The following is a 13013-nucleotide window of genomic DNA, read 5'->3' as shown; positions in this document are numbered from 1 at the left end:
ATAGGAAACCTTTTAGCTTTACGGTGCCAGTCACTCAAACAAACACGAAAGTTTGAAATAACGCGTTTGTTTGAGTAAACATGAAAGTATGAGTGACTGGCACCGTTATTGGCGCTAGCCCCGATCATTTGTCCTATATAGCTATATCCCTTATACTAATAGATAGATAGACTTTTCTGAATTAGTAAAGATAGGGTGTGAGATGTAAATGAAGAAAGCTGTTGGGACACTGTTGGTGAATACATTTGTTGATGGGATTTTGGATCCTGAGAAAGAAATGTTGGGGCCGCTAAAGGATGGCGGGCATATTATCGCAAATACAGCACCGGGCTGCTGGGGACCAATGATTACACCTTGTTTGAAAGGCGGACATGAAGTGACGCAACCGGTTTTCGTAGAAGGAGCGGAAGTTGGCGATGCGATTGCAATAAAAATTAAGTCGATTGATGTAACTTCAATTGCGACGGCATCTGGGAGCGACCAGCCTGTAGAAGGTCGATTTTTAGGAGATCCTTTTGTTGCTGTTAAATGCCCAGGTTGTGAAACGCTATATCCGGAAACTGTGGTCAAGGGAGTTGGCCAGGAAGCAATTCGTTGTGCGACATGTGATACGGACATTACGCCATTTACGCTTCCGCATGGATATACAATGGTATTTAACGATGCGGGAGAAGTGGGAATTACAATGACAAAGGAAGCGGCAGAAAAAATTGGGCAAGATGGCCATCATTATATGCAGACCCCCGAGGCATCTGTGCAAAATCCAATCGTTGCATTTGCTCCGCATGATTTAGTTGGAACTGTGGCTCGTATGCGTCCATTTTTAGGACAACTTGGAACGACACCTTCAATGCCTTTGCCGGATTCACATAATGCTGGAGATTTTGGTTCATTCCTCGTGGGTGCGCCGCATGAACATGCTGTAACCAAAGAGGAGCTGGACGAGCACCGAACGGATGGCCATATGGATATTAATCGGGTGCGTGAAGGAGCAACACTCATTTGTCCGGTAAAAGTACCAGGAGGCGGCGTTTATTTGGGAGATATGCACGCGATGCAAGGGGATGGCGAAATCGCCGGGCATACTGCTGATGTTTCGGGCGTAGTCCATTTGCAAGTGGAAGTCTTGAAAGGCGTCAACCTGGAAGGACCAGTTTTATTGCCGAATGAGGAAGATTTACCTTACACAGCAAAACCTCTTTCCGCAGCGGAGAAACGTTCTGCACTCAAACTTGCCGAAGAATGGGGAATGGAGCAATTGGAGGAATCCCTTCCAATATCAGTTGTAGGTACAGGTTCGACTTTAAATGAAGCAACAGATAACGGGTTAGCCCGAGCGGCGGCATTATTCAATGTTTCTGTTCCAGAAATTATGAATCGTGCAACCATTACAGGTTCGATTGAAATTGGACGTCATCCAGGCGTTGTCACGGTGACACTGCAAGCACCAGAAAATTATCTGAAGGATGCGAAGTTGTACGACGTTGTGGATAAACAATATAAAAATCGTGATTAATATATGTATAGAGGATTTGTACAAGACGCAATCAGATAATACACTGCAATTACATGAATAAATTCAGAGGATCATCCAAATTAACGTTTGGATGATTTTTTTTTATTTGGGTGCCAGTCACTCAAACAAACACGAAAGTTTGAATTAACGCGTTTGTTTGAGTAAACATGAATGTTTGAGTGACTGGCACCGCGATGGGTTCGCGATGGTTGTTTGTGGTTGTTTATGACTGATTGCGATTGATTTTGAATGCGTTTTCATTTATGATAAAAGTAAGTTAAATAACCAGGAGGTGCTTGGATGTTAACGAATGAAAGGCAACAAGTGATTTTAGATTTATTAGCGGAAAAGCAAACAATTAAAATACAAGAGATTATTGAGTTGACAAATGCTTCAGAATCAACCATTCGACGAGATTTGACAGAATTAGAAAATGAACATAAATTAGCAAGAATACATGGCGGTGCGACGATTCGTGGACGTAAATTACATGAGCCGAGCATGCTAGATAAAACAGCCAAAAACCTTCAAGAGAAACAGCGGATTGCCGAATTAGCGGCTTCATTCATCCAAGAAGGAGATTGTATATTTCTGGATGCGGGGACGACAACTTTTCAAATGATCCCGCATTTACGCAATAAAAAGGTCGTTGTGGTGACTAATGGACTTACGCATGTTGAGGCGTTAATTGAACATGGTGTGACGACTTATTTGGCGGGCGGTTATGTGAAGGGGAAAACGAGAGCGCTTGTCGGACCGCAAACGATTCAGTCTTTGCAAAATTATCGTTTTGATAAATGTTTTTTAGGGGTGAATGGTTTTGATGCTACATTTGGTTATACGACACCTGACCCAGAGGAGGCGGCTGTGAAACGCCAAGCGAGTGCATGCGCGAAACATACGTATGTTGTTGCAGACCATACCAAATATGGAGAAGTGAGTTTTTCTAGCATCGATACATTAAGTAAGGCGACTTTAATTACAAGTAAGCTCCCGGAAGAAACGCTTCGATTATTAAGAGAAAACACGACTTTTGAGGTGGTGTCTGCATGATTTATACTTGCACAATTACCCCGAGTTTAGACTATACAACGTATTTGTCTTCCTTTAAAACGGGGGCGCTAAACCGCGCGAAGGATGTTCACTATTATCCGGGTGGAAAAGGGATCAATGTGTCGCGTGTTTTAAAGCGGTTAGATGTTGACAGTGTGGCCATTAGTTATGCCGGTGGATTTGTAGGTGAGTACATACAAGGTTTTTTGCGAAATGAAGGGATTCAAACTGATTTTATTGAAACAGCGGAAATCACGCGTATTAATGTGAAGATAAAAGCTGAGGAAGCATCGGAATTGAATGGACCGGGTCCTACGATTATTAAGGACCAACAGCAGAAGTTATTCAATAAAGTGCAAGCAATGAAAAAGGAAGACTGGTTCGTTTTAGCTGGACGTTTACCAGCATCGATTCCAATGTCATTTTTCAAAGAAATTGCTGAGACTTGTGAAAGAAACGGGGTTCACTTCGTACTCGATACATCTGGTCCAGCATTGAAAGCGTTAATTCAGACGAAACCGTTTTTAGTGAAGCCGAATGCTGATGAGCTTGGCGAGTTATTTAATACGACGATTACAACGAAAGAGGAAGCATTTCATTATGCGAAAAAACTTGTCGCGCAAGGCGTTCGAAATGTCGTTGTGTCGATGGGCGGCGAAGGGGCTTTACTCGTGACAAAAAATATCGCTTTATCGGCTGAAGCGCCGAATGGACAGGTTGTCAATACGGTAGGTGCGGGGGATTCCCTTGTGGCAGGGTTTATCGCAGCTTATGTAGCGTCTGAAAATGTACGTGAAGCGTTCCGTTACGGAGTTGCAAGTGGAAGTGCGACTGCTTTTCAGTCGGATCTATGTGAAAAATCAGGGGTTCTGGAATTAATTGACGAAGTAAAAATCGTGGATGAAACGGATGTGAAACTATGAAAATTGTAGAACTGTTAACAGAACAGACGATTATTTTAGATGTGGAAGCTACTAGTAAACAAGCTGTTTTATCGGAGTTAATTGAACAACTGAATGACGCAGGGAAATTGAATGATCAAGGAGCTTTTATGCAAGCGATTTTAGTGCGTGAGGAACAAAGTACGACGGGCATTGGCGATGGCATTGCGATTCCTCATGCGAAATCGGCGGCTGTAAAAGAACCGGCGATTGTATTTGGGCGTTCGGTAGAAGGGATTGACTATGCATCGTTAGACGGTCAACCGGCGCATTTGTTTTTCATGATTGCGGCAACAGATGGTGCAAATGATGCCCATTTGGAAGCTTTATCGAGACTGGCTACATTTTTAATGGATGAAAAATTTAGAAATGCAGTATTCAATGCTAAAACAAAAGATGCGGTGCTTGAAGCGGTTAATGCGAAAGAGGCTGAGTTGGATGGACCAAAAGAGGAAGAGCAAACGCCAGAAACTGTGTCGCGAAAACTAGTAGCGGTGACAGCTTGTCCAACAGGCATTGCCCATACATTTATGGCGGCGGAGAAATTAAATGAAACCGCAAAAGAGATGGGAGTTTTCATTAAAGTTGAGACGAACGGTTCAAGCGGTGTGAAAAATCGCCTGACGGATGCAGACATTGCAGAAGCGGATGCGATTATCGTTGCGGCGGACACAAAAGTAGAAATGGCACGTTTTAACGGGAAACCAGTCATTCAAGTCCCGGTCGGAAAAGCGATTTATGAGACAGAGGCTATTTTAAATCGTGCGATTAACCAGGACGCTCCGATTTATGCGCATGATGTGTCGAAAGAGGATGCTGCGCAAACGGAGTCACGCAGTGGGTTTTATAAGCATTTAATGAATGGTGTTTCAAACATGCTTCCATTTGTTGTTGGAGGCGGGATTTTAATTGCATTATCATTTTTCTGGGGAATCGAATCGGGGAATCCAGACAGTCCAGAATATAATGCTTTCGCTGCGATGTTAGGGACAATTGGCGGCGGAAAAGCGTTCTTCCTAATGGTGCCAGTGCTCGCTGGTTTTATCGCATCGAGCATTGCGGATCGTCCAGGATTTGCGCCAGGTATGGTTGGCGGATTGATTGCAATCACTGTGACCGGCGTTGAGGGTGCTGCCGGAGGATCTGGTTTTCTGGGCGGATTAATTGCAGGATTCTTGGCAGGATATGTGACCCTCTTTGTTAAAAAGGCTTTTACTAGATTACCAGAAGCACTTGAAGGATTAAAGCCGGTGTTGTTTTTCCCAGTGTTTAGTATTGCGATTACAGGGATTGCGATGATGCTCATAAATCCACCGTTAACGAAAATTTATACAGGCATTACGGCATTTTTGGAAGGATTAGGCGGCACGAATGTTGTGTTAGTTGGAATTGTTTTAGGTGCGATGATGGCGATTGATATGGGTGGTCCGATTAATAAAGCGGCTTACACATTCGGAATTGCGATGCTTGATGCGCAAAACTTTACATTTATCGCAACAGTCATGGCAGCAGGTATGGTTCCGCCACTAGGTGTTGCACTGGCAACCACATTATTTAAGAAACGTTTTTCGAAGCAAGAAAGAGAAGCAGGGAAAACAGCGTATGTGCTCGGGGCATGCTTTATTACAGAGGGCGTGATTCCATTTGCTGCAGCGGATCCAGCTCGGATTATCCCGGCTTCCGTAGCAGGGGCGGCAGTAACGGGTGGATTGACGATGTTATTTGATATCGGTCTACGTGCCCCACATGGCGGAATTTTTGTGATGGGACTTGTTGAAGGTGGCATTGGAAAAGTTTTACTCTATGCGTTGGCGATAGTTTCCGGTGCAGTTGTGACGGCGTTGTTGGCTGGGTTGTTGAAGAGAGAAGCGGTTGGAGTCACGATTGAGTCGGGGAATTAAATTCAATGTATTTTTAAAGTTTAAGATGGAAGTCTGTCATATAAATATATGTGACAGGCTTCTTTTATTTTGTTATTGGTATGTTGCTCAGGGATTGGTTTACAGGTTATCCCACAGACGAAGCATAGGTCAATATTATCAATTAATTACATACAATTGGACGAGACGAAGTAATGGTTTAGGAGGAGTTAATTGACCTGTAGTCCCAGTAGAAAATACTTACCGCTTTCTCCTAAATATTATTTCCCCATTTCTTCCTATTTCACAAGGTATCTAATACGAATACTATTCAAGCCGAATAACACTCGCCCCTTAACCAATAAAAATTGGTCGAGGGGCTTTATTGTCCATACTAGCAATCAAATGAAAATTTAATAGTTGTACTAACTTTAGGAGCTTGGTCATATTATGCAGTGTGATTGTTTAAGTTACAAAAGTATTTCATGGGCTAAGGAATTGTTGAATAGAAAATTTCATTCAACTTTAACTATTAAGTCGAGATGAATTAATGAAGCCAAAATACAAATGCCGAGGTGAAAGAATCACGATGTTAGTGTCTTCAAAAAAAATATTTAATATCGCATTAAAGAAAAGGTTTGCAATCCCCGCAACGAACTTTGTAGATCAGAATACATTACGTGCATACATTGCCGTTGCTGAGAAGAAAAAGTTACCGCTTATCATCTCTTTTGCACAAGCTCACGATGAAGTAATGTGTTTAAAAGAAGCGGCATTACTAGGTAAATTTTACGCTCAACACGCTAGTGTCCCTATAGTTCTTCATTTGGATCATGGACAAGAAATCGATTTTGTCAAAAGGGCAGTTGACCTGGGATTTACATCTGTGATGATAGATGCTTCTCAAGATTCATTTGAAGAAAATGTGAAAAAGACGAAGGAAGTTATTGCTTACGCACACTCTAGAGGGGTCGTTGTTGAGGCCGAAATTGGCCATGTTGGTTCGGGAGAGAACTATGAAAACCATGAACATAGCGAGTCTTTTTACACCACTGTAGAAGATGCCAAAAGGTTTTACGAAAAAACAGAAGTCGATTCATTAGCTATTTCTATTGGTACTGCACACGGGAATTATGTTGGAACCCCAGAAATTAATTTTGAAAGGTTAAGTGAAATTTCCAAAGCTGTTCCTGTTCCTCTCGTGTTACACGGCGGTTCTTCTTCTGGAGAAGATAATCTATACCGTTGTGCTTTAAGTAACATTGTAAAAATCAATATTTTTACAGATTTAATAAATGCATCGGTAGAGAATATAGCAGGGGAAAGACGAAACTATTTTGAAGTCCAAGCGCAAATGCGCAGTGACATAGGGCAGTGCCTTGATAAATATTACAGCATATTTAATACACAAAAGATTGTCATCTGAAATAGAAAGGATGGCCGTAAGATTGGTAAATAAAAAAATTAAAGCTCCTTTTTTCGTTGTAAACCCTAAAAGTTTTCTGTTTGGCGAATCATTAATGGACTTAGCTCGTCATGCTGATCAGTTAGCTGAAGAATATCCTATTGACATATTGTTTACAGCTCCACTGACGGAATTAGCCATCGTCGCTAAGGAGTGTCAAAACTTAATCGTGACTGCCCAACATATGGATAACATTGAGTGTGGTGATTCTATGGGACGAGTATTCGCCGAATCTTTAAAACATATTGGCGTCCAGGCTGTTGTGTTAAATCATGCGGATAATCCAATGTCATGTTCAGATTTATCTAAAGCGATTCAAAGGGCAAAGGATGTAGGGCTGCTAACAATTGTATGCGCTGATTCTGGTCAAGAAGGGCAGGCATTGGCGGTATTGGGACCCGATATAGTATTAGCAGAACCAACCGAACTTATTGGTAGTCATCAAATTAGTGATCGAAATTATGTAATCTCTACAATTGAAAAAATCAAGAAAATCAATCCATGTGTTTTGGTAGAACAAGGAGCTGGTATTCGTTCTGCACAAGATGTGGCTGAGTTATTGCGGCTAGGCGCAGATGGTGTTGGTGTTACGAGCGGGATAGTGAAAGCTGAAAAACCAATAGAAATGATGAAAGAAATGATTGAAGTCGTTGCAATTTACGGAAAGAAAGGAAGCATTCTATGACAGTTTATTCAGGAAGACTTAGTCTAACGTCTCATGGTAATCGAGTAACTTACCATGAAATTACAGAACAAGTGAGAGCGCATGTTGCTAAAAGTCGAGTTAAAGAAGGAATTTGCACAGTTGCCTCCCCGCATACAACCTGTTCAGTGATTTTTGAAGAATTGTCTCATGATACAAATTACTATGGTTACGAATATTTGCAAGTGGATTTAAATAATATTTTGAATAAGTTAATTCCACAATGTACTACTGAAGGGCAGTACTATCATCCAGGACCTAATCATATCAAAGTCGGATTAGAGGACATGCAAGGAGAAATTAGTCCAGAAGCATACACGATGTTGAACACAGATGCCCATTTAAAAAGCACGCTGCTTGGGACAAGCGAAACTTTCGTTATTGAGAATGGAGAATTACAAATTGGCTTGGTGGGCTATATTTATTTCATTGATTGGGATCAAATTCGTGAGAGGGAGCGTACATGCCTTATTAAAATTATTGGTGAGTAAGGAAAGGTAGTAATTTAGCTAAACGATGGGGGGAAATGATGTGTACGTGGAAAAAGATCTCGTTTTTTATGATCGTTTTTTTGAAAATCAAGAGCAGCTTTTTGACTTTATGGCGGATGAATTGGAGAAGAAGAACTATGTAACAAAAGGTTTTAGAGAAGCGATTAAAAAACGAGAAAAAGAATATCCAACTGGTATGCAATTAAAAGATATGAATATAGCCCTTGTTCACACTGAGGCAAAATTTTCGAAGGCTGAGAAGCTGGTCGTATTACAACTTGAACAGCCTGTTACCTTTCAAAATATCGAAGACTTGCAACCTATTAAGGTAGACTTTGTTTTTGGATTAATTTTAAATGACAGCAACAAACATTTGGAGGTTCTGCAACAAATTAGTCTCTTGTTGCAAAGTAAAGAAGGAATTAGAGGTATCAAAGGCGTAAAATCTCAAGCTGAATTGTGGTCTTTAATGAAATACTACTTTAATAAAAAGGAGAATGTTGAATGAAAAAAAGAATTGTTATTGCCTGTGGAGCAGGCTTAGCTACATCTACACTTATTTTAAGCAAAGTTGAGGAACTTTTGAAAGAAACAGGAATTGATTATTCTATTACGCAATCCCAGATTTATGAGCTCGACTCTTATGATGGAGAGGTAGATTTATTTGTTACTTCCATGAAATTAGATCAAACAAAATATAAGACGCCTATCGTCGTTGGCACACCGTTTTTAATAGGGATAAACGAAGAAGCAACGAAAGAAAAAATTATCGAAATACTCTTAAAGTAGGAGGGGTTAAATATGATAGTAGTTGATTATTTTCTGTCTCTCGGATCAATCGTTTTTGTGCCGATTGTATTAATAATAATTGGTCTTGTATTGGGGCAAGGAATTTTACGTGCAATTCGCAGCGGGATTATTGTAGGAATTGGATTTATTGGTCTAAACTTAGCAATCTCCTTAATTTCAAATACATTAGAGCCTGCTGTCACGCAAATTGTAGAACGCTTTTCTTTTAACTTAACTGTAATTGATATCGGTTCCGGAGCGGCGGCAGGGGTTGCTTTCTCAACTTTAGTCGGTGCCTTGATTATCCCTTCCGTATTTGCGTTGAATCTCTTACTATTAGTTATTGGTTTCACTAAAACTATGAATATCGATATATTTAACTATTCTCATTACGCATTCACTGGGGCTGTCGTTCACTTAATGACGGGGAGTATCGTGTTGGGAGTGGGGGCAAGCTTAATTCAAGCCACTTGGTCTCTTTTATCGGCCGATTACTCTGCTAAAAAAGTTCAAGATGCCCTTGGTGTTGAGGGAATATCAATTCCTCAAGGATATGCAGCAAGTACTGTGCCGTTATTTGTACTCCTTGATAAAGTGTACAACCGTATTCCGTTTTTAAGGAATTCCAAACTGGATTTGTCATATTTACAGGGGCGTATTGGAATGTTCGGGGATCCGGTGATTATTGGAGCAGCTCTCGGACTTATTTTAGCTTTGTTAGCTGGTTATAACTTTGCTGACGGCGCGAATTTGTTAATGAGTGTTGTAGCGATAATGGTTCTTTTCCCTCGTATGGTAAAAATTATTGTCGAAGGTTTACTTCCAATTTCTGAATCTGCAAAGACTTTCTTTAATAAGCGGTTCAAAGGAAAAGAAGTTTTTATCGGACTAGACTCCGCTATTACGCTAGGTTTACCGACTACCCAAATTGTCGGGACGATGTTAATTCCAATCACATTAGTATTAGCCGTCATTCTGCCAGGAAATAAAGTATTGCCGCTTGGCGACTTAGCTTTCGTCGCTTTCTTTACATGTATGGCGACGATTATTCATAAAGGAAATCTTTTAAAGACGGTAATTAGCGGTGTTATTAACATGATTGGTGTTCTTTACATTGCAAGTTGGTTTGCTCCGCATTTCAGTAAGTTGGCTGCTAGCGGGGGGGCAACAGAAATTAAAGGACAGACGACGGCACTGTGGAATGGTAATGTTTTTGACTATATTATTGCACAGATTGGCGGATTCGGAGTTATTGGATTAGTCGTATTAGTTATCCTAACAATTCCAATTGGCCTATATGTAAAAAGAGTTACTGCCAGGGAGAAATTAACTGAATAAAAGAGAAGGAGAGTGCATGAAATTGCTCGTATCGCCTTCTATATTAAGCGCTAACTTTCTCAATCTAGAAAGAGACGTTAAACGTTTAGAAGCAGCAGGTGCTGATTCAATTCATATCGATATTATGGATGGTGTATTCGTTAAAAACACAACTTGGGGACCTTCAACTGTTGCAGCTATTCGTGATATAACCTCGTTACCTTTAGAGGTACACTTAATGATTGATAAGCCCGAACGGTTAATTGATGATTACTTAAAAACGAATGCAGATTGTATTATTATTCATCCGGAAAGCACCGTGTTTTTAAGGAGCAACCTATTGAAAATTAGAGATTATGGAGTTTCAGTAGGGGTAGCCTTAAAATTAGAAACTCCAGTCCAAGCATTAGAAAACTGCTTAGACTTGGTCAACACCGTTCTCGTGCTCACTAGTGACGAAGGTTTCGGCGGCCAAACCTTTCAATCTCATGCTTTGAAGAAAGTTTCCCAGATAGCTAAATTGCGCTTGAAACAAGAATTAGATTTTGAAATTGTAGTTGATGGCGGGATAAATTTTGACACTGGACAACAGTGTCAAAAGGCAGGAGCAGATGTTTTAGTTGCTGGATCCTTTGTATTTAAAGGAGAAATGGAAACGGCTATTAAGTTATTACAAGACATTTAATTTTCATCGACTTTGTTGTTGATACGTACTTGAATCTATAACTATAAAACTGTATGGAGGTTCTTCATATTGAATCAAACAGCGACTTTGTCTAAGAAAGTAGTTGAGTTTTTAAAAGGTTCGAAAAAGTTATTTATAAATGGAAATTTCGTAGAATCCGATTCCGGTAAAACATTTAAAACTTATGATCCATCTAACGGGGAAGTATTAGCGCACGTTAGTGAAGCGCAAGCTGAAGATATCAACAAAGCGGTGCTAGCAGCTAAAAAAGCTTTTGAGGAAGGTCCATGGTCAAAGATGAGTGCTGCTGAACGAGCAAAAATGATGTATAAGTTAGCAGCATTAATTGATGAAAATAAGCAGGAATTAGCCGAAATTGACTCTCTTGATAATGGGAAACCTCTTCGCGATTTACTAGAAAACGATATACCAAACGCAGTAGGTCAATTTGAATATTTCGCGGGTTGGACAACAAAGATTTTAGGTCAGACAATTCCAGTATCGGGGTCCTATTTTAATTACACCCGTCATGAACCCGTTGGCGTCGTCGGACAAATTATCCCATGGAACTTCCCGTTAATGATGGCGGCATGGAAAATAGCTCCTGCTCTTGCAACAGGTTGTACAGTCGTTTTAAAACCTGCTGAGCAAACACCGCTATCTGCATTGTATCTTGCGCAGCTTATTGCGGAAGCAGGGTTTCCCGAGGGAGTTATTAATATTGTGCCAGGGTTTGGAGAACCTGCGGGAGAAGCGCTTGTCAAACATCCACAAGTGAATAAAATTGCATTTACTGGCTCAACGACAGTTGGAAAGAAAATCATGAAAGAAGCTGCCGATACATTGAAACGTGTAACGCTTGAGCTGGGAGGTAAATCTCCAAATATTATTTTACCGGATGCTGATTTAACCAAAGCAACACCAGGCGTATTCTCAGGAATTATGGCGAACCAAGGAGAAGTGTGTAGTGCAGGGTCAAGAGTATACATTCAAAAGAAATCATTTGATAATGTAGTATCTGATTTAGTATCTTACGCAAAAAATGTAAAGCAAGGCAGCGGTTTATCACCAGACACAGAAATGGGACCGCTTGTCTCCATGAAACAACAAAAACGGGTTATGAACTATATTAATCAGGGAATCAACGAAGGTGCTGAGGTGTTAACAGGGGGCGGTCATACTGCTAAAGGATATTTTGTAGAGCCTACTGTTTTTGCTAACGTGAACGACACGATGTCGATTGCGAGAGAAGAAATTTTCGGACCGGTCGTCGTTGCAATGCCTTACGATGATATAGATGAAATTATTAATCGTGCAAATGCTTCCTCATTTGGATTAGCTGCTGGTTTATGGACGGAAAATCTGAAGAATGCTCATTATATAGCAAATCGTTTAAAAGCTGGATCAGTTTGGGTGAATTGCTACAATGTAACAGACCCAGCTTCACCTTTTGGCGGCTATAAAGAATCCGGATTTGGACGTGAAATGGGTTCTTATGCTTTAGATAATTATACAGAAGTAAAGAGTGTATGGATAAATTTGAATTGACTTAAGAGTCATTGTCCATTATAAGGGGGGCGTCCACAGTCACTCAAACAATGTGAAAGTTTAAACAAACATGTTTGTTTTAGTAAACATGAATGTTTGAGTGACTGGCACCATTATACCATTATAATGAAAAAATCCCTAAGCAAAATAATTTGCTTAGGGATTTAACAATACGTCATTTTACTATACGGAGAACGTTAGAAAAATTCCCAATCCCCTACTTGCTTACCCTCTTGTCGTTTTTTAGCAATTAAATAGGCATCAATGATCAACATTGGCATTGTGATAATTGCAGAAATACCTATTGTAATAAAAGCTAAAATAATAGAACCGATAAAACATACAATCCCCTTTGCCACTTGTCCGTTCACAAGTTGGCCTAAACCTGCTATTAAGAATGACAATAATGCTGGAATCGCTGGATGCATAGCTTCTCCCGTGCCAGACGACTTGTTTGTCTTCTTAATACTTACTCCGCACGACGTACACATTTCTTGGATTTCTTTAACAGGTTCTCCGCAGCCGTGGCAGTATTTCTTTACGGTATTCTGTCTTACGCCACACTTCGGACAGACTTCGGCTAAATCTGAAATAGCTTCAGAGCAATTCGTACAATGCATAGTAACCCCCCTTTGATGTCACTAAT

The 13013-nt window shown here is 40.4% G+C and carries 13 protein-coding genes; 12 read left to right on the top strand and 1 reads right to left on the bottom strand.

Going from position 1 to position 13013, the window contains the following annotated elements:
• Positions 1-208 precede the first annotated feature (208 nt).
• From BI350_RS14885 to BI350_RS14830, 12 genes are all read left to right on the top strand, one after another.
• Positions 209-1516, top strand: a complete 1308-nt coding sequence (locus tag BI350_RS14885) for an acetamidase/formamidase family protein (protein WP_075528864.1) — start codon at positions 209-211, stop codon at positions 1514-1516.
• Positions 1517-1816: 300 nt separating this feature from the next.
• A complete protein-coding gene (locus tag BI350_RS14880; RefSeq protein WP_075528863.1) occupies positions 1817-2569 on the top strand; it encodes a DeoR/GlpR family DNA-binding transcription regulator in 753 nt (250 codons plus the stop codon).
• Complete coding sequence (pfkB, locus tag BI350_RS14875) at positions 2566-3492, top strand: 1-phosphofructokinase (protein ID WP_075528862.1); 927 nt, start codon at positions 2566-2568, stop codon at positions 3490-3492. Before BI350_RS14880 ends, pfkB begins: the two co-directional genes overlap by 4 nt.
• Positions 3489-5411 (top strand): PTS fructose transporter subunit IIABC, encoded by a 1923-nt coding sequence (locus tag BI350_RS14870; RefSeq protein ID WP_075528861.1) that lies wholly within the window; start codon positions 3489-3491, stop codon positions 5409-5411. Before pfkB ends, BI350_RS14870 begins: the two co-directional genes overlap by 4 nt.
• Positions 5412-5958: 547 nt before the next feature.
• Entirely contained in the window at positions 5959-6795 is an 837-nt protein-coding gene (locus tag BI350_RS14865) for a class II fructose-bisphosphate aldolase (protein ID WP_075528860.1), read from the top strand.
• 22 nt (positions 6796-6817) lie between these two features.
• Positions 6818-7519, top strand: coding sequence for a triose-phosphate isomerase (locus tag BI350_RS14860; RefSeq protein WP_155767545.1), 702 nt, complete (start codon positions 6818-6820; stop codon positions 7517-7519).
• Positions 7516-8028 (top strand): YjbQ family protein, encoded by a 513-nt coding sequence (locus BI350_RS14855; protein WP_075528858.1) that lies wholly within the window; start codon positions 7516-7518, stop codon positions 8026-8028. Before BI350_RS14860 ends, BI350_RS14855 begins: the two co-directional genes overlap by 4 nt.
• Before the next feature lie 40 nt (positions 8029-8068).
• Positions 8069-8536: a PTS sugar transporter subunit IIA gene (locus BI350_RS14850; RefSeq protein WP_075528857.1), complete on the top strand. Its 468-nt coding sequence runs from the start codon at positions 8069-8071 to the stop codon at positions 8534-8536.
• The gene (locus tag BI350_RS14845) at positions 8533-8817 is read left to right on the top strand and encodes a PTS sugar transporter subunit IIB (RefSeq protein WP_075528856.1); all 285 of its coding nucleotides are present in this window, start codon (positions 8533-8535) and stop codon (positions 8815-8817) included. The genes BI350_RS14850 and BI350_RS14845 overlap by 4 nt, the downstream gene beginning before the upstream one ends.
• A 12-nt stretch (positions 8818-8829) precedes the next feature.
• On the top strand, positions 8830-10155 hold the full coding sequence (locus BI350_RS14840; RefSeq protein ID WP_075528855.1) for a PTS galactitol transporter subunit IIC: 1326 nt from the start codon (positions 8830-8832) through the stop codon (positions 10153-10155).
• Positions 10156-10171: 16 nt separating this feature from the next.
• The gene (gene rpe, locus BI350_RS14835) at positions 10172-10819 is read left to right on the top strand and encodes a ribulose-phosphate 3-epimerase (protein ID WP_075528854.1); all 648 of its coding nucleotides are present in this window, start codon (positions 10172-10174) and stop codon (positions 10817-10819) included.
• Between the two features lie 69 nt (positions 10820-10888).
• Positions 10889-12367 (top strand): aldehyde dehydrogenase family protein, encoded by a 1479-nt coding sequence (locus BI350_RS14830; protein ID WP_075528853.1) that lies wholly within the window; start codon positions 10889-10891, stop codon positions 12365-12367.
• A 197-nt stretch (positions 12368-12564) separates the two neighbouring features.
• Here the strand turns inward: BI350_RS14830 and BI350_RS14825 are convergent, their stop codons facing one another.
• Positions 12565-12987, bottom strand: coding sequence for a zinc ribbon domain-containing protein (locus BI350_RS14825; protein ID WP_075528852.1), 423 nt, complete (start codon positions 12985-12987; stop codon positions 12565-12567).
• Between the last annotated feature and the right edge of the window lie 26 nt (positions 12988-13013).

The sequence above is a fragment of the Sporosarcina ureilytica genome, assembly GCF_001753205.1.
Classification (GTDB): domain Bacteria; phylum Bacillota; class Bacilli; order Bacillales_A; family Planococcaceae; genus Sporosarcina; species Sporosarcina ureilytica.
This window is presented reverse-complemented; position numbering and strand designations above follow the sequence as displayed.